Below are 16,632 nucleotides of genomic sequence, written 5' to 3'. Positions count from 1 at the left end.
TTGATTATGTCCACTGGTACAATAACATTCGAATTCACGGGACATTAGACTACCTTACCCCGGTCGAATACAAACAGAAGAACCTTAAAAAAGTTGTCTAATTTTGTGTTGACAATCCAAGTTGGACCCGCTGCAATGTGAATGGGTGGTGGAAGGGAACCGGGTGAAGCTGACTCCGAAAGAGTACGCCTGCTTGGAAGCCCTCCTTGTTCAGGAAGGTCCCTACATCTCGAAACAGCAGCTGATGAACCATATATGGCCGGTACGAATGGCTGACCCGCCAAGTTCTGAGGAGTTGAACACCGTTCTCTACCGCCTCCGGAAGAAGGTCGATCCGTGGCTACGTATCCGCAACATCCGCGGCAGAGGCTACAACGCGGAAGTCTCTTAAAATACCATACCGAAAACGGAATAGCCAGCTTGAACAGCGTTTTGGCACTTGGGATAGTTGGCCCTCAAAACCTGTCTTTAAGGGTGTATATTTAGGGTCACTATCCCAACCCCGATTTAGCAGGAAATCCTCCGATTTTTAAGAATACCTAGAGTATATCTTTTTAAGGAGGAATAGAATTTGAAGTTCAAAAAACTCGCTACATTGTCCATCGCTGCCACACTCGCCATCCTGCCAACCACGACTACGGCCTTCGCGGCCCCACAGGTCGACGCTCCGAAGAAGGAGACGAAGATCAACGTGACCGAAGAGGTCGGGAAGTATAAGAAAGGCGAAGTCGTTGTTAAATTCAAATCGAACAGTAAGATGGCGAAGAGCCAGCTGAACAAGTTCGGTGCTGAAGTCATCGATGAAAGTGAAAAGGTCGTCGATTCCAAGGTCAAAGTACTTAAAGTCGGAAACGTAGAAGCGGTCGTCAAAGCGTTGAACAAGAACCCGAATGTCGAATACGCAGAGCCGAACTACATTTTCGAAGCGGCGTTCACGCCAAATGATACTTACTACAGTGGATACCAATACGGTCCACAAAACACGAGCACACCAGCTGCCTGGGACATCACACAGGGTAGCAGCAGCCAGGAAATCGCCATCATCGATTCCGGTGTCGACTACAACCACCCTGACCTGGACGGGAAAACGATTCTCGGCTATGACTTCGTCGACAACGACTACGATCCAATGGACTTGAACAGCCACGGTACACACGTTGCCGGAACAGCAGCCGCTGAAACGAATAACGGCGCAGGTGTCGCAGGTATGGCTCCTGATACGAAAATCCTTGCCGTTCGTGCCTTGAACGCACAAGGAAACGGTTCTCTGAACGACATCGCCGATGCGATCCGTTACTCTGCGGATACAGGTGCAGAAGTCATCAACCTTTCTCTAGGATGTAACTGTGATACGCAGACGCTTGAAAACGCCGTCGACTATGCGTGGAGCAAAGGCTCTGTCGTCATCGCCGCTGCCGGTAACGATGGCGTGTCCACAACGTTCGAGCCTGCTTCCTACGCCAATGCGATTGCCGTCGGTGCTGTCGACAGCTCCAACAACGTCGCATCCTTCTCGAACTTCGGAACGTGGGTCGATGTAACGGCACCAGGTGTCTCCATCGCCTCCACTGTCCCGAACGGCGGATACGCGTATAAGTCTGGTACGTCCATGGCAGCCCCACACGTAGCGGGACTTGCCGGACTCCTTGCTTCCCAAGGCCGCTCCAACTCTGACATCCGTTCAGCCATCGAGCAAACAGCGGATCCGATCAGCGGAACAGGCTACTACTTCGAGCACGGTGTCATCAACTCTCTTGACGCTGTACAATACTAAGAAAAAAGAATGACCTCTCCCCGCCCCGCTTCGTAGAGAAGCGGGGTTTTGCTATGTGGAGGTTCTGCTGCGGGGAGCAGTGAACCGTGATTTGCGACGATTAGTGGAAACAGAATCTCTGTTATCCATTCTAATAGGACTGAAGGAGAGGTGGATCTCGTTTACTCTCTGATTGGGACAGCCTCTCTGAATACGAGAGTCTGTCAGTCTCAATAATTTTTTATCGGGACAACCTGCTCTGCCTGCGAGTGTCTGCTAGTCCCAATTCCGTCTTATCGGGACAGCCTGCGCTGCATACGCGCGACTCACAGTCCCAATTCTCTCTGATTGGGACAAGCCGCTCCGCATCCAGGAGTCTACCAGTCCCATTACTCATTTATTGGGACAGCACACCTCGGATACGAATAACCACAGTCCCATATCTCTTTTTCAAGAAAACCATCCAATCAAAAGGCTGTAAGATCACAAGAATGGCGGCCAAAAAAGCCCGGACGATGCATTCATGTACGAATGCACCATCCGGGCTTTTTTAGGCTGAAACACGAATGTCCCAGCCTTCACCATTCCTATTGGCTGCTTCTAAAAAGCGATGAGATTCGTAATCTTAGAATCCACCTCCAACGTAAGAAGCTCCAATAATAACTAGGAGGATGAAAAGAACGACAATCAGCGCGAATCCAGATCCTGCACCATATCCTGCACCCATGATTCCACCCCCTTTTTTTACGAGACATAATTATAAGATATGTCAGGGGGAGGGAGGGGGAAGGGCGGATGTCCCGACCTGCGAAATTATCAGGTCAACTTGCGAAGTCGCGCTCATAGGTTTTATGTAACGTATAGCGCTGCAGACCACGGCACGACTCGATCGCCTTCTCCATATGCTTCTGTCCGGCATCCGGATTTCCGGACTCCTTTTCCACCTCGGCAAGCACCGTTTCTCTCATCCAAGGCTTCTTGAACTGCCCCGCGAGCACCCGGGCTTCTTCGACATGACCTTCCTTCAACAGCACCGCCGCCTCATAATAGGCACGGTATTCCGCAAGCGTAATCTGTTCAAGCTGCGCCTTCGCCTTGACTACATCATCAAAATAAAGCGCCTCGACCACTTGATACAACGCTTTTCGCGTAGGGTTTTTGGACTTTTTAATCAGCTTTTCTGTTAGATTCTTTACCTGGTCGTCCTCTTGATGAGCGAGCGCATAAATCATATAGAAGTTCAGATTCTTTTTATTCCTTAATAAAAACCGTTCGACCTTATCGACATCGGTCTCAAACATCGTAGTGAATAATAGGGGGATAAAGAGGACGGCCATAATCAAAATAAAGACGCCTGCGATGCTCCATACCGATAGCAAATCAAAAGCCTGCAGCACGAAGAATGAAGCAAACGAAACCAAAAATGACATAAAATATCTCATAACGACGTGTTCTCTCCCTCAAAAAATGATATGATGCGTGAGTAGTTTTCTAGATTATTATAAACCGCTGTAGAAAAAAATGGGAGGAGAATCGAGGGATGAGTGGACAATTTTTTGACAAGATGGAACAGGTGACGGGAGTAAGACTAAACGACGTCCAGAAGCAAGCCGTCACACACACGGACGGCCCGTTGCTCTTACTGGCTTCACCTGGATCCGGAAAAACGACGACACTCAATATGAAAATCGGCTATCTGCTGCTTGAAAAACAAGTACCCGCAGACCGTATCATGGCCGTCACGTTCAGTAAAGCGGCCGCACGCGACATGTCCGAGCGCTTCGACCGTTTCTTCTCGACCGTCACGAACGAGAAGGTCCATTTTTCAACCATCCACAGCTTCGCCTTCCAAGTCGTGCGCGAGTCCCTGAACGCATCCCGCGTACCGTATCAGCTCATCGAAGGCAGTATCAGCGACGAAGAGCTGAAGAAAGGATGGGACGGCCCGAACGTTCCGCTCCACAAAAAGTTCATATTGAAGAAACTCTACTGGGAAACGAGTGGCAAGCAGATCTCAGAAGAAGAGATGGACGAACTGATGACCTACATCAGCCTCGTCAAAAACAGAATGGTCCAGCACAAAGACCTGGACAGTATCGAATGCAGCGTCAACCAGGCCGCCACCATCTACAAAGCCTACGAGCGGTTCAAAAAATCACACGACCCGCTCCTCCTGGACTTCGACGACATGCTTACCTACTGCCACAAGATTCTCGACGAAGACGCCGGCATGCTCGCCAAGTACCAGCAGCAGTTCGAATACCTGCTCACCGACGAAAGCCAGGACAACTCACTCGTCCAGCACGAAATCGTCGAACTCATCGCAGGCCCCGCCGCCAACATCTGCGTCGTAGCCGATGACGACCAGTCCATCTTCGCCTGGCGCGGATCCGACGTCACCAAACTTCTTCAGTTTGAAAAAAGTTATCCCGGCGCGGCCGTGTTGACGATGTCGCAGAATTACCGCTCGACACCCGAGATAGTGGGCGCCTCCAATCAATTCATCAAGCGCAACGAGAAGCGATATGAGAAGGAGATGTTCACAGACAACGACAGTGGAGAGGCGATCCAGATCAAAAGCACCCGGACGTACGATGAGCAGTTGCAGCACGTCCTTCACGCCATTCAGAACAGTGGAGACGAAGACATCGCCGTGCTCTATCGCAACAACACATCCGCCGTCCCGCTCGCGGACAAGCTCGAGAAATCCGGCATCGACTTCTATATGAAAGACATCGACCCGAAATTTTTCAAACACTGGGTCGTCGAAGACATCCTGAACTTCATGCGCCTGTCCTATAACGACAAGCGCACAGACATTCTCGAACGCATTCACACGAAGTGCAACGCCTACATCTCGAAAGCGCAGATCGCTTTTCTGAAGAAACAACAGAGCGAGAAGTCCGTCTTCGACCGGCTGCTGGATTCAGACATCCCGTCCTATCAGGAAAAGGCGCTGCCACGCGTGAAGAAGACAATCCGTGACATGAACGACATGGCACCAGACCGCGCCATCCGGACGATTCGCGAGAAGCTCGGTTACGACGCCGCCATCAAAAAAATGGCCGAGAAATTCGGCTTCCAGCTCGACCAGCTGTTCAGCACGCTCAGTATCTTAGAGAACATCGCAGAAGGCCTCGGCACCCTGAAGGACTTCGCCTACAGGCTGAAAGAACTCGAAAACATCATCCAGACATCCAAGTACAACAAAGGCACAAGCCGCCTGACGCTGTCCACCTTCCACAGCGCCAAAGGACTCGAATACGACCGCGTCTTCATGATCGACCTCGTCAACGGCGTCATCCCATCCGACGACGACATGGAACGCTTCCGAAAAAAAGACACCGACCAGATGGAAGAAGCCGTCCGCCTCTTCTACGTCGGCATGACCCGGGCCCGCACCCATCTCGAACTGCTCACGTACCAGTACAAAGCAAACGAACGGCTGACCGAATCCATTTTCGTCACCAACGTCAGACGCATCCTGAAGCCCGCAGAGGCCGCCGCAGCAGGCGGTCTGACCCAGGACGACATCGAACTCGGACTCGAAGTCATCCACCGCAAATTCGGCCCCGGCCTCATCACCGAATACGGCGGCGACTCCATGGGCATCCAGTTCGAGGAAGCCGGCTACAAAGAACTCCTTGTCGACGTCTGCATCGACAACGGACTGCTGCAGAAGGCCTGAAAGAGGTTTTATCGACGTTTCTTCAGTGGCGGGAGGCAGAAACGTCGATAAAAAAGATATAAACGACGTTTTAGCAGTGGTGAAAGCAAGAAACGTAGATTAAAAGGATATAACCGACGTTTCGGCAGTGTGGAGAGGTCAAAACGTCGATAAAACCGAGATAATCGACGTTTTGGCAGTGAGGAGAGCAGGAAGCGTCGATAAAAGTGAGATAACCGACGTTTCGGAAGAAGTGAGAGCAAGAAACGTCGAAATAATCGACCTTCTACCGGCGTCAGAGTGAAAGATGTCGATGATCTTCTTTTTATAATTGGAACGTATAATTAGATACATGGTTAGAAAAGAGGCAGGCCAACTGTCTCTTTCTTTATGCAAATTCCCAGAGCACCATCAAACCTGATTCTTTGGGTTTTTACTGAATGCCCTTTCAATTTTCAGATCATTCCCTCTATAATGAAAGGAATACTAAACAGCTGGAGTGAAGCCAATGGGAAAATGGGGGATACGGATGGTAGTCATTTTGTTCTGTTTTATAACGGCTTGTTCCAGCGAGCCGGAGCAAGTGACTTCTGGAGAGGACAAGGTCGTATTAGAGTTTTACAGTCCAAAAGTAGAGACAGAAGCGGTATTCGAGACGTTGATTGAAGAATTTGAGTTTAAAAACAACGGAATCGATATTCAGCAAGTCGTAGTGCCGAGAGGGATGACGGTCTTGAAGACAAGAATGGCTCGTGGGGATGTTCCAGACTTGTTTATTACTTACCCCATTGAAGAGGATTATCTCATCCGTGCAAGAAAGGGGTATCTAGAGGATTTAACGGATGAGCCGTTTTTAAAGGATATTGAATCTCATATTCAAGACCGCTATCTTGTAGACGGGAGGATGTACGGAGCCGCTTTGACACAAAATGCTGTAGGCGTTCTGTATAACAAGCGCCATTTTGAAAAGCTGAATTTATCCGTTCCGTCTACTTGGGAAGAATGGATCGACACGATGCATCAGATGGAGGACGAAGGGTACACGCCGTTTATCATGCCAAACGGAGATGTAGAGCAGACAAGTGTGTTCACACTGAATTTCGTAGCAAATGCTTTCTCTCAAGAGTACTGGGAGAAAAGGGACTATGAGATTGTGAATGACCCACAGTGGAATGAGCTGGCAGAGAAAACACTTCAAGTTCTACCTTTTACACAAGCTGATGCCTTTGAGGATAGCTATCAAGATGCTATTGAGAAGTTTGCAAAAGAGCAAGGATCTATGATGGTGATGGGAACATGGGCATTGCCTTTGATCGATGAAGTAAACCCTGAATTGGAGTATGGCATTTTCCCTTTCCCAGCAGATCAGTCTGAACAGCATCCTGTGCTTGGGGGAGTGGACATTGGTATTGCCATCTCGTCGGCCACTGAGCACCCTGAAGAAGCGAAAAAATTTCTTTCCTTTTTGATTCAAAAAGATCAGGCATCCAAGCTTTCAAACTATGAAGGATCTATCAGCACGATAGAAGGAGTTATGGTAGAACGTGAGGAGGTAAAGGTACTTGAGAAGAAGCTTCGTGCCGATGAATCGGTAAACTGGCCGAACCATTATTGGGACGGTGGGACCGCAGCAGAAGCCGATTACAGGAAGTACACGCTAGAATTTTTAATCCATCAAGATAGTAAGGCCTACTTATCCAACTTAGAGAATATGTTTGAGAAATATGAGCAGGACAGTGGTGAACGCCCATGAGTTTCAGAACGAAGATGCTTCTTGCTTTTGTCGGGTTCGTCTTGCTCCCTATAGCTTTGATAGGGGGAATTTCCTATTCAATATCCTCTACCACTTTACAATCGAATATTAGTGAACAGACTGTGCAGACACTGAAGGCTGTCGATCGTAATATGCAGAAATCTATTTCTGAGGTGAATACGTTCTCGGATTTTGTGATCTCTTCTAATGAGATCCAATCCTTCTTAGAAGATGAAGATTCAGAATCGATTATCGAGGTGTATAATGAGCAACAGTCGATGGCTGGGCTAATGTACGGAAACGCTCAAGTAGACGATTTTACGGTTTACGCCCAAGAAGGGCAAGTCGTTCATCTAAAGGAATCTTCCATTCCTAGCTTCAGTCGTTTCGTTACTTCCCCTTTTCATAGAGGGCTTATTGAACAAAAAGGAAGACCAGTGTGGTTGTCGCCATTGGATAATCAGGGATGGGCCGATGAAGGGGAATTCCTGTTGACACAGGGGCGTGTCATTAAAGACATTGATACGTTAGAAAACTTAGGATATTTGATAATAAACATCAAGATGCAGTTGTTTGACGAACTTTTTTCGACAGAAGAGTTCATTGCAACACCTGAAGGTGAAATCTTGTATGCAAAGGATTATGAACAAATAGGGGACAACTTGGATATCACTTCTTTAAACAGCAATCAACCTGGGTATTTCTTGACGGAATCAGGTGGGTACCAAAGCTTGGTTACATACGTCCCATCAAGCTTTCAAACGTTTCGTCATGATTCACTAATGTTGGTATCAATCCAACGGTGGGACGTATTGGCTAGTGAAGTCTTTTTAATTCGGAACACGACAATCGCCCTCCTAGCAGTTGCGATTCTCTTAGCCCTTTTATTCAATATCTTTTATCTGCGAAGAATCTCTCAATTCATTCAAGAGTCTCTCATTCGTATGAAGCAGGTAGAGGGAGGGTCCTTGGATGTGGAAATGGGGGCGTTCCAATTACGGGAACTCCGGAACATTTCCAAAGGCTTCAATAAAATGATCGGAAGAATACGTCATCTGATTGAAGATGTGAGAAGGGAACAAGAGGATAAACGTGAAGCTCAGTTCCAAGTGCTGCAAGAGCAGATCAATCCTCACTTCTTGTACAATACGTTAGAATCCATCAATGCTATGGCTGCCATGAACGGACAGAAAGATATCAGTCGAATGACCATCAACCTGGGAAAATTACTTAGAATTAGTATAAATGGTGATTTTGAAGTGACTGTGAAGGAGGAACTTCGTCACGTGACCAGTTATTTAGAAATTCAAAAAATCCGTTTCGATCATCGTTTCGATTTTCAAGTGGATATTGACGGATCACTTAAACAGGAATGGATCTTAAAGCTTGTCTTGCAGCCTTTGGTTGAGAATAGTATTAAATATGCCTTTACCGAAGAAATGAGCGGAGAGATTAAGATCCGTGGTCATGCTCATGAGGGACGAGGGTTCATATTTGTTGAAGACAATGGTTGTGGAGTGTCACGTGAGGTCTTAGAGAGTTTGAATAGAAAAGGTAGTGAACCTTTAGGGCACGGCCTTCTAAATGTCCACAAAAGACTTCAACTTTATTACGGGTATACATTTGGTTTAATGGTGTGTGCCGAAGAGAATCAAGGAACGATTATCAAGATGTCGTTTCCTATTGGGAGGAGGAAGCCGGAATGATTCGAGTCATGATTGCAGACGACGAACCTCTGATTTTAAAAAATTTAACGAGCATCATCCATTGGGAGGATCTTGGATGTGAAGTGGTCGCTACAGCAAAAAATGGTATGGACATTATCGATATCTTGAAGAATGAGCCAATCGATTTACTGCTGACCGACATTTCGATGCCAAAGATGACAGGGGTGGAGGTATTAAAGACTATTCACGATTGGAAGTCACCACCTCTTGCTATTCTCCTTAGTGGATACGATGAGTTCTCTTACGCAAGAGAAGGGTTAAAATATAATGCCCTAGATTATTTCCTGAAGCCGATTGATTACGAAGAATTGGAATCTTGTATTCAAAAGGCTGTGGACGAGATTCACTTGAAAGAGGAACAGTGGGAAAAACAGGCTTTGTTTGAACGCATCATGAAGGGGACAAATGTTGTGGATGAGGAAAGTCCATTCTCCTATGTTGTGATGGTAGTGAAGGATTCGGATCATGAAATGGACGTACCTCCTTCGTCTGATATTAAGGTCTATTCCTATCCATTGAACCCAACCCATATGTTTCTTGTTCTCCGAGGAGAGGAACAAGGAGCGTTAGTTGAACAAGCTGAACGTCTAGCTAGTGAGATGGTGGCATCTTCAAGAAACGTCATATTCGCAATTGGTCGTGCCGTTCGTGGAATTATGGACTGTAAGAAATCTTTCGAAGAAGCGGAGTCTATCTTGAAATTTTCCTCTTTTGCACAAGAACGCGTGCTGACAAAGTCGCTGGTGGATAAAAGGTACGGGGCAAGAACGTCTGCGATTGATGCCGTCGATCAGGCTGCGGAAATCGTATCCCGCCAATTTCAAGAAGACTTAAGCATCGACCAAGTAGCCGACGAGGTCGGAGTGAGTGTAAGTTATTTCAGCCAGCTCTTCAAGAAGAAATATCACATGACTTTCTTGGAATACCTTAGAAGAACCAGAATGGACCACGCCTGTCTCCTGCTCACGACTTCAGAACTTGAAACATATAGAATCGCTGAGAAAGTGGGGTACACCGACCAGCGTTACTTCAGCCAGGTGTTCAAAAAAACGCTAGGGGTCACGCCCACACAATATAGAAAGCAACACCAATCCTGAAGCCCTCGCTCAATGCGAGGGCTTTTTGATTTGTTGCAAATCATCAGAATGCAGTGTAATTATTTCAACATCAATCACAGGAATGCCTCATATAAAAAGCGCTTTCATTATCATACTATTAGGTTATGAAAACGCTTTATAAAAAGGGAGGCAACAAAAATGAAGAAAGGGTACTTGTCTTTATTGTTTGTATTGTTTGCAGGTGTTTTGATTGGATGCAGTTCGGGCGAAGAAGCTTCTGGAGAAGGGGGAGCGGTCAAATTATCCCTTTGGCATCCGGAAGGCGATACATCGGAAGCCTATAAAGAAATTATTGAAGAATTTAACAAAGAGTATGCTGGAGAGATTCAAGCAGAGGCTACTTTTATCCCACGTGGAAACAAATATGCATACGAAGATAAAGTGTCGGCGGGAGCTACTAGCAGTACTCTTCCAGACTTACTTGCCTTAGACGGACCCAATGTTGCGAACTACGCTGACTCCGGAATCATTCAGCCTATTGATGGGTTAGTAGAGAATCAGGAAGATTTTGTAGACTCGATCATTCAGCAAGGTACTTACAATGACCAACTCTATACGGTAGGTCCTACTGAGTCGACCGTAGCGTTATTCTACAATGCTGACATGCTAAACGAAGCAGGAATTCAACCTCCAAAAGCGGGTGAGGAAGCGTGGACATGGGATGAATTTTATAATGCAGCACAGCAACTGACGGATAAAGAAAAAGGAATCTATGGTGTCAACTGGACGTTGGACTATGGGGAGTGGATCATTTACTTCACAGGACCGACTGTTTGGAGCAATGGTGGACAGTTCATTGCAGATGATGGTTCAGCAGTTGAAGGGTATGTAAACGGACCCGAAACAGTGGAGGCCGTCGAATATTTGAAGAAGTTTACAGAAGAAGGTTTAGTTAACCTGCAACCTACACCTACAGAATTTGAAGATGGCAACGCGGCAATGATGCTGATGGGATCGTGGGAGTGGGCGAAACTTCAAGACTATCCAGAAACAAATTGGGGCATTACGTATTATCCGAAGAGCCCGAACGGTGATCAGGTATCTCCGTCCGGTGACTGGAACTGGGGAATATCGACCAATACAGAGCATAAAGAAGAAGCGGCAACTCTGTTGAATTACATGATGAATGAAGAAAATATCGTAAAAATCTCTCAAGTTGAAAATAAACCTGCTGCACGTATCTCATCCTTTGAGTCTATGGAAGAGTGGAACGAGGAGCCTTTAAATGTATTGAAAGATCAAGTCTTAAACACGGCTCATCCCCGTCCGACAACACCATCTTATCCAGTCTTAACGACGAAGTACGGTCAGGCTGTCCAAAATATATTCCTAGGTGGGGATGTTCAAGAAGAATTGGATAAAGTAGCTGACGAAGTAGAGAAGGATTTAGAACGTAAAGGTGTGAAATAAGGGGTGAACTTGGCGGTTTCCCGCCAAGTTCCCAATACATTTTTAAAGAGAGGTGACACATAATGGAATGGTTGTCCGGTAAAATTCAACAAAGACGATCAATTGGCCTTTCCCTAACCTACAAGCAGCAAAAAAGGTGGCTCGGCTTTCTTTTTTCTTTACCTGCTTTGATATTGTTGTTTACATTCTTGATCCTTCCCGTCGGTTTGGCCTTTGTGTACAGCTTTATGGAATATAATATGTTGAACCCAGACGGCAAAACATTCACTGGGCTTAACAATTACGCAAGGTTATTTCAAGATGCTGTGTTCTTCACAGCTCTGAAAAATACGATGTACTTCTCGGCCGTTGTAGTGCCGTTACAGTGTGCCGTCGCATTAGGGCTTGCTATTTTAGTGAATAAAAAAGTGAAGACGGCTGTCATCGGAAGAGTATTCTTCTTCAGTCCTGTCGTTACATCCATGGTTGTCGTTGCCATTCTGTGGACATTCCTTTACAACGTCGATAGCGGTTTAATCAACAGCGGCTTGAACTTCTTGGGCATCCCGGACCAACCTTTCTTACTTAGCGAAGGACAGGCGATGAACTCCATTATATTTATGTCCGTTTGGCAGGGAGCAGGTTTTCAGATGATGATCTTTCTTGCCGGACTAAAAGATGTCCCAGAAACATTGTATGAAGCAGCAGATATCGATGGCGCCAATGCCTTTCAGAAATTCTGGAACGTGACACTGCCTTCCTTAAAGAATGTAACGGGCTTTGTATTGATGATAACGACCATTCAGGCCTTCCGGTTGTTCATCCAACCCTATGTCATGACAAACGGAGGACCGAGCGATTCAACAAAGACTCTTGTCTTTATGTTGTATGAGAATGGGTTCCAGTTCAGGGACGTCGGTTATTCTTCTGCCATCGCTGTTGTGTTCTTCCTGGTTGTGCTGACGATTTCATTAATTTTGAAGAAAGTATTGAAACAATAGGAGGGAAGAAGGATGGATCGGAAAGCGAAAAATAAAGCAAAGAAACTCGCGCTATCAATTGGAATTGTACTTCTCGGAATCTTATTTATTTCTCCTCTTCTGTGGATGATCGTCGCCTCTGTCAAGCCAGAGACCCTGATTTTTAAAGACATGGGGCTGCAGTCTTTAATTCCCAGGCAGGCGACGCTTGATAACTACGCATCGATCTTGTTTGATGACAGTGTTAATTTTCTCCGTTACATGTGGAACAGTCTATTTTCAGTCGGAATGATCGTGCTGCTTGGAACAGTTGTGAACGCTCTATGTGCTTACGCTCTTGTGAAATTGAAGTTCCCTGGAAGCGGATTGATTCTGGTTGTTATTATTGCGTTATATGTCGTGCCGTTTGAAAGTGTACTGATCCCGCTTTATGTCGTTGTGAACAGCTTCGGGTGGATCAACGAATATCCATCGCTTATTGTCCCATTCATAGCAGAAGCCTTCAGCATATTCCTTTTCATTCAATTTTTTAAAGGCATTCCGAATGAACTGGAGGAAGCGGCTCAGATTGATGGAGCGAACCCGTTCCAAGTCTTTTGGAAGATTGTTGTTCCCAATTCAAAGCCTGTATTTGCGACAGCTGCCATCTTGGCTTTCGTTACCCATTGGAGCGACTTCATGTGGCCGTTGATTGTCGCAACAGATGATTCAATTAGGACCGTGCAAGTAGGCATACAGTATCTATTTACCGACAATAACATTGAGTATGGACAGATTATGGCGGCCTTGACGCTCACGACTATACCGGTCGTTCTGATCTTCCTGTTCTTCCAACGTTATTATGTTCAAGGCATTACATCAAGTGGAGTGAAAGGATAAGGAGGGGTTGCAGATGAACGAAACAAATTATCGTCCAGCGTTCCATTTTAGTCCAGAAAAGAACTGGATGAACGACCCAAATGGATTGTGTTATTTAGATGGAGAGTATCACCTTTTTTATCAACACCATCCAGAAAGCCGCATCTGGGGACCGATGCACTGGGGGCATGCCGTTAGTCGGGATTTGCTTCACTGGGAGCACCTCCCCATTGCCCTATATCCAGACGAGAACGGCATGATTTTCTCAGGGAGCGTCGTGGTGGATGATGACAATACAACTGGGCTTCAGGAAGGGGAACAGAAAGTGATGGTCGCTCTTTTTACCTACCATAAAGAGGGCCATGAAACTCAAGGAGTTGCCTTCTCAACAGACAAAGGACGAACGTGGGAGAAACATCAAAGCAATCCTGTCATCCGAAACCCTGGTCTCGAGGACTTTAGAGATCCGAAGGTTACGAGGTTTAAGAACCATTGGGTCATGTCACTCGCATGTGGAGACCATATTCAATTTTATCGTTCTGAGAACCTCCTTGAATGGACGTACCTCTCGTCGTTTGGGCAAGAATATGGTGCGCATGGCGGGGTGTGGGAATGCCCGGATTTAATTCGGTTTGACGATAAGTGGGTACTGATTGTAAGTATCAACCCTGGAGGACCAAATGGAGGCTCAGCGATTCAATACTTCACAGGTGAATTTGATGGAGAACGTTTCAACTGTGATCAGCCACAAGACGAAATTAAATGGGCCGACTATGGTCGAGACTTTTACGCAGCTGTCACCTGGAGCGGGACGGAAGAACCCTTATGGATCGGATGGATGAACAACTGGGAATATGCAAATGAGGTACCGACTCAACCATTCAGGGGCACGATGTCGATTCCGAGAGTGCTGAGTCTTAAAAAAGGCAGGCTCATTCAAAAACCAATTTCTCTTAGTCCAATACAGAATGAAAACTTGACGAAGGACGTTCAACTTCAGCCGGGTCATTCTGAAACTTTGACTTCCTCTAAGCAGATAAGCTTAATCGCATTGTTAAAAAACGATGCCTCTGCGTTCACTTTGACAGTTGGAGGGGACGATGGAAAAGTAGACATTCGTTTCGATTCAGAAGAACAGGTAGTTCAGATGGACCGCACGAAAAGTTCAGAGACGACGTTTTCAAAAGTATTCCCAAGTGTCGATTCGATGACGGTGGAGTCAATTGAAGAAATCCAATTGATCATCGATGAAGGATCAATTGAACTTTTTCTAAATGGTGGTGCACATGCAATGTCAGAAATCGCATATATAAAAGGGGACGAATTGACAATCACACTCCATGCCGCATCGGATGTAGTAGAGTTGGAGATGGGCCTCATTGATACACAGAAGGCTATAAGTGAAATTTGAAAGAGGAGGTGCGAGGATGTTCGCAATGGATGGAAAACTATCAACCGTATTGAGTAAAACGATGAACTTCTTAATACTGGGTGCCCTTTGGTTCCTGGCATCCTTGCCTGTCCTCACTATTGGACCTTCCACATTAGCGATGGTCAAGGTGATTCAAAATTGGGAAATAGAAAATGATGACACGGTGTTGAAAGCATATGTTGCAGCTTTTAAAGAATATTGCAGAACAGGGTGGCTCAGTACGCTATGGATCGGGTTCGGCATTCTCTTGATGATGGATCTAATCATTTTCTATCAAATTGACCACCCTATTCAAACGTTATTACTCTCCCTGACTGGAATCGCAAGTTTTATTTACTTGATCACGAGTGTCTTTTTCTTTCCTTCATTTGTTCATCAGTCGGTGAGAGGGATTCAACTCATTAAGTTTTCTTTTGTGAAGGCCTTCTATAACGCCCAAACGTCCTTATCAACAATTTTAATATGGATTACAGGAGCTACGATTATTTATATTATGCCTGTCTTAGTGATTGCCGTTGTCGTAATCGTCAATCTGATTACTTTTAAGCTTTACCTACGATCCGTTAATTCGTAACCCCGACACTCTTACATGTCGGGGTGTGTTTTAACGCCTAGCCGCAAACCCCTGATTCAATTCACCCAGCGTTTCCTCATACCCATCCTTCTTCCGCACATTCGAAATCTCAAACCCACTCACAGGCGACGTCGGCATCCGTTCCATTGAAAACGAAAGATCCTGATCCGGCACATCAAACGCCACATTCTTCGCCAAAAACTCAAAGAACGAACTCATCACAATCACCGTCAGCCACTCACCCGCACAGCGGTGTCCTGTGTGATGATCGCCGCCGCCCTGCGGCACAAACGAAAACGGGCTGCCTTTCCAGCCGTCGAACCGCTCCGGAATGAACGCATTCGGATATTCCCAGCTGTCCGGGTGGCGGTTCGTGCCATACAAATCCAGCACGACCCGCGTATTTTTCTTGAATTCATAGCCCTGCCACAGGAAATTCTTCTGCACCTTGGCAATCATCGCGGGCACAAACGGGTAGAACCGGCGCGTTTCCTGGGCGAACCAGTGACTGTATAACCCCTCGTCTTTTTTTAACCGGGCATGCGCGTCCGGATGCTCATGCATCGCCACCATCCCGAGGACGAGCAGGTGCACCGTCGCAAGCAGCGGGCGGAACGAATTACTCAGCTCGACCGCCGCCGTCTCCACATCCCACAGCTTCCCGTCCGGCTCACGGTGATGCGCCATAATGTAAGCCGCCGTGTACGGCTCAGGCTGAAGCCTGCCCTTGCGCACATCCTTGATGATCCCCTTCAACCACGCCTCGTGGCTTTCCCGCGCCTTTTTCCCGTCCTGGAAGCGCGACAGCGAACCCCCGAACGACTCCACCATCTGAACCATCTCCCGCGTCCGGACTTCCACCTCATCCTCGTGAAGCGGCACACCCGCCCACGCACAGCCAGCCCGCGTCAAGATCTCTTGGAATTCGTCAAATAAAATCACCTTGTCGCGCCCCGTCCATTCTTCCGCCTTACGGTCCAGCTCCTTCAGCGCAATCTGCTTCATCTCCTCCACCCGGTCCGGCGTGAACATCGAAAGAAACGTGCGCTTCCGGTGACGGTGCGCTTCCCCGTCCATGCCATGCAGACTGCCTTCACCAAACAACGACATCTTCAGCGGCTTCGGCATCGCCCCTTCGCGCTTGAATTTCTCCGTATCATAAAAAATCCTCGACGCTTCTTCGCCGACGATGCAGACCGCCTTCCGCCCGATCAGGCGCGTCTCAAAGATATTCGTGCCCAGCTGTTTATGACGATCGATGAAGAAATGAAAACCGTCGTTGATGAGAGAAAGCGTATTGTCGAAACCTTCTGCTTTAGGAATTTGTTTAGTCATGGGTTCAGCTCCTTAAATTATGTAGATATTACCTTCATGTACCCAT

Annotated in this window: 15 protein-coding genes; 12 read left to right on the top strand and 3 right to left on the bottom strand. The window is 46.8% G+C overall.

Annotated elements, in window-relative coordinates; genetic code table 11:
• The 3 genes from LCM20_RS16000 to LCM20_RS15990 form a co-directional block, all read left to right on the top strand.
• Positions 1 to 101 (top strand): IS3 family transposase (locus LCM20_RS16000; RefSeq protein ID WP_225196502.1); only part of this gene is annotated, 101 nt, incomplete at its 5' end.
• Positions 102 to 121: 20 nt separating this feature from the next.
• Positions 122 to 391, top strand: coding sequence for a helix-turn-helix domain-containing protein (locus LCM20_RS15995; protein ID WP_225196488.1), 270 nt, complete (start codon positions 122 to 124; stop codon positions 389 to 391).
• Between the two features lie 180 nt (positions 392 to 571).
• A complete protein-coding gene (locus LCM20_RS15990) occupies positions 572 to 1,774 on the top strand; it encodes a S8 family peptidase (RefSeq protein ID WP_225196487.1) in 1,203 nt (400 codons plus the stop codon).
• Positions 1,775 to 2,378: 604 nt separating this feature from the next.
• Here LCM20_RS15990 and LCM20_RS15985 read toward each other — a convergent pair.
• Together LCM20_RS15985 and LCM20_RS15980 are read right to left on the bottom strand one after the other, a co-directional pair.
• Positions 2,379 to 2,480 carry a YjcZ family sporulation protein gene (locus tag LCM20_RS15985; RefSeq protein WP_225196486.1) on the bottom strand — a complete coding sequence of 34 codons (102 nt, stop codon included), beginning with the start codon at positions 2,478 to 2,480 and terminating at the stop codon, positions 2,379 to 2,381.
• A 94-nt stretch (positions 2,481 to 2,574) separates the two neighbouring features.
• Positions 2,575 to 3,183 carry a hypothetical protein gene (locus LCM20_RS15980; protein WP_225196485.1) on the bottom strand — a complete coding sequence of 203 codons (609 nt, stop codon included), beginning with the start codon at positions 3,181 to 3,183 and terminating at the stop codon, positions 2,575 to 2,577.
• 134 nt (positions 3,184 to 3,317) lie between these two features.
• On the opposite strand from LCM20_RS15980, the gene LCM20_RS15975 reads away from it, so the two are divergent.
• The 9 genes from LCM20_RS15975 to LCM20_RS15935 all read left to right on the top strand — a co-directional run bounded on the left by LCM20_RS15975 (position 3,318) and on the right by LCM20_RS15935 (position 15,251).
• On the top strand, positions 3,318 to 5,441 hold the full coding sequence (locus LCM20_RS15975; RefSeq protein ID WP_225196484.1) for an ATP-dependent helicase: 2,124 nt from the start codon (positions 3,318 to 3,320) through the stop codon (positions 5,439 to 5,441).
• Positions 5,442 to 5,928: 487 nt separating this feature from the next.
• Positions 5,929 to 7,173 (top strand): ABC transporter substrate-binding protein, encoded by a 1,245-nt coding sequence (locus LCM20_RS15970; RefSeq protein WP_225196483.1) that lies wholly within the window; start codon positions 5,929 to 5,931, stop codon positions 7,171 to 7,173.
• Positions 7,174 to 7,325: 152 nt separating this feature from the next.
• Positions 7,326 to 8,879 (top strand): sensor histidine kinase, encoded by a 1,554-nt coding sequence (locus LCM20_RS15965; protein ID WP_412098006.1) that lies wholly within the window; start codon positions 7,326 to 7,328, stop codon positions 8,877 to 8,879.
• The gene (locus LCM20_RS15960) at positions 8,876 to 9,997 is read left to right on the top strand and encodes a response regulator (protein ID WP_225196482.1); all 1,122 of its coding nucleotides are present in this window, start codon (positions 8,876 to 8,878) and stop codon (positions 9,995 to 9,997) included. Before LCM20_RS15965 ends, LCM20_RS15960 begins: the two co-directional genes overlap by 4 nt.
• Before the next feature lie 159 nt (positions 9,998 to 10,156).
• Positions 10,157 to 11,428, top strand: a complete 1,272-nt coding sequence (locus LCM20_RS15955; RefSeq protein ID WP_225196481.1) for an ABC transporter substrate-binding protein — start codon at positions 10,157 to 10,159, stop codon at positions 11,426 to 11,428.
• 167 nt (positions 11,429 to 11,595) lie between these two features.
• Positions 11,596 to 12,408, top strand: a complete 813-nt coding sequence (locus LCM20_RS15950; RefSeq protein WP_225196480.1) for a carbohydrate ABC transporter permease — start codon at positions 11,596 to 11,598, stop codon at positions 12,406 to 12,408.
• A gap of 12 nt (positions 12,409 to 12,420) precedes the next feature.
• Positions 12,421 to 13,266, top strand: a complete 846-nt coding sequence (locus tag LCM20_RS15945; protein ID WP_225196479.1) for a carbohydrate ABC transporter permease — start codon at positions 12,421 to 12,423, stop codon at positions 13,264 to 13,266.
• Between the two features lie 13 nt (positions 13,267 to 13,279).
• Positions 13,280 to 14,656 (top strand): glycoside hydrolase family 32 protein, encoded by a 1,377-nt coding sequence (locus tag LCM20_RS15940; protein WP_225196478.1) that lies wholly within the window; start codon positions 13,280 to 13,282, stop codon positions 14,654 to 14,656.
• Positions 14,657 to 14,672: 16 nt separating this feature from the next.
• Positions 14,673 to 15,251, top strand: a complete 579-nt coding sequence (locus tag LCM20_RS15935; RefSeq protein WP_225196477.1) for a DUF624 domain-containing protein — start codon at positions 14,673 to 14,675, stop codon at positions 15,249 to 15,251.
• A 30-nt stretch (positions 15,252 to 15,281) separates the two neighbouring features.
• Here the strand turns inward: LCM20_RS15935 and LCM20_RS15930 are convergent, their stop codons facing one another.
• Positions 15,282 to 16,586: a cytochrome P450 gene (locus LCM20_RS15930; protein ID WP_225196476.1), complete on the bottom strand. Its 1,305-nt coding sequence runs from the start codon at positions 16,584 to 16,586 to the stop codon at positions 15,282 to 15,284.
• Between the last annotated feature and the right edge of the window lie 46 nt (positions 16,587 to 16,632).

It is taken from the genome of Halobacillus litoralis, assembly GCF_020171725.1.
GTDB classification, from domain to species: Bacteria; Bacillota; Bacilli; order Bacillales; family Halobacillaceae; genus Halobacillus; species Halobacillus litoralis_F.
This window is presented reverse-complemented; position numbering and strand designations above follow the sequence as displayed.

Bases quoted from the DNA above. Each gene is read 5' to 3' on its own strand.
- LCM20_RS15985 (WP_225196486.1), bottom strand. From the start codon at position 2,480: ATGGGTGCAGGATATGGTGCAGGATCTGGATTCGCGCTGATTGTCGTT.
- LCM20_RS15980 (WP_225196485.1), bottom strand. From the start codon at position 3,183: ATGTCATTTTTGGTTTCGTTTGCTTCATTCTTCGTGCTGCAGGCTTTT.
- LCM20_RS15975 (WP_225196484.1), top strand. From the start codon at position 3,318: ATGGAACAGGTGACGGGAGTAAGACTAAACGACGTCCAGAAGCAAGCC.
- LCM20_RS15970 (WP_225196483.1), top strand. From the start codon at position 5,929: ATGGGAAAATGGGGGATACGGATGGTAGTCATTTTGTTCTGTTTTATA.
- LCM20_RS15965 (WP_412098006.1), top strand. From the start codon at position 7,326: ATGCAGAAATCTATTTCTGAGGTGAATACGTTCTCGGATTTTGTGATC.
- LCM20_RS15960 (WP_225196482.1), top strand. From the start codon at position 8,876: ATGATTCGAGTCATGATTGCAGACGACGAACCTCTGATTTTAAAAAAT.
- LCM20_RS15955 (WP_225196481.1), top strand. From the start codon at position 10,157: ATGAAGAAAGGGTACTTGTCTTTATTGTTTGTATTGTTTGCAGGTGTT.
- LCM20_RS15945 (WP_225196479.1), top strand. From the start codon at position 12,421: ATGGATCGGAAAGCGAAAAATAAAGCAAAGAAACTCGCGCTATCAATT.
- LCM20_RS15940 (WP_225196478.1), top strand. From the start codon at position 13,280: ATGAACGAAACAAATTATCGTCCAGCGTTCCATTTTAGTCCAGAAAAG.
- LCM20_RS15935 (WP_225196477.1), top strand. From the start codon at position 14,673: ATGTTCGCAATGGATGGAAAACTATCAACCGTATTGAGTAAAACGATG.
- LCM20_RS15930 (WP_225196476.1), bottom strand. From the start codon at position 16,586: ATGACTAAACAAATTCCTAAAGCAGAAGGTTTCGACAATACGCTTTCT.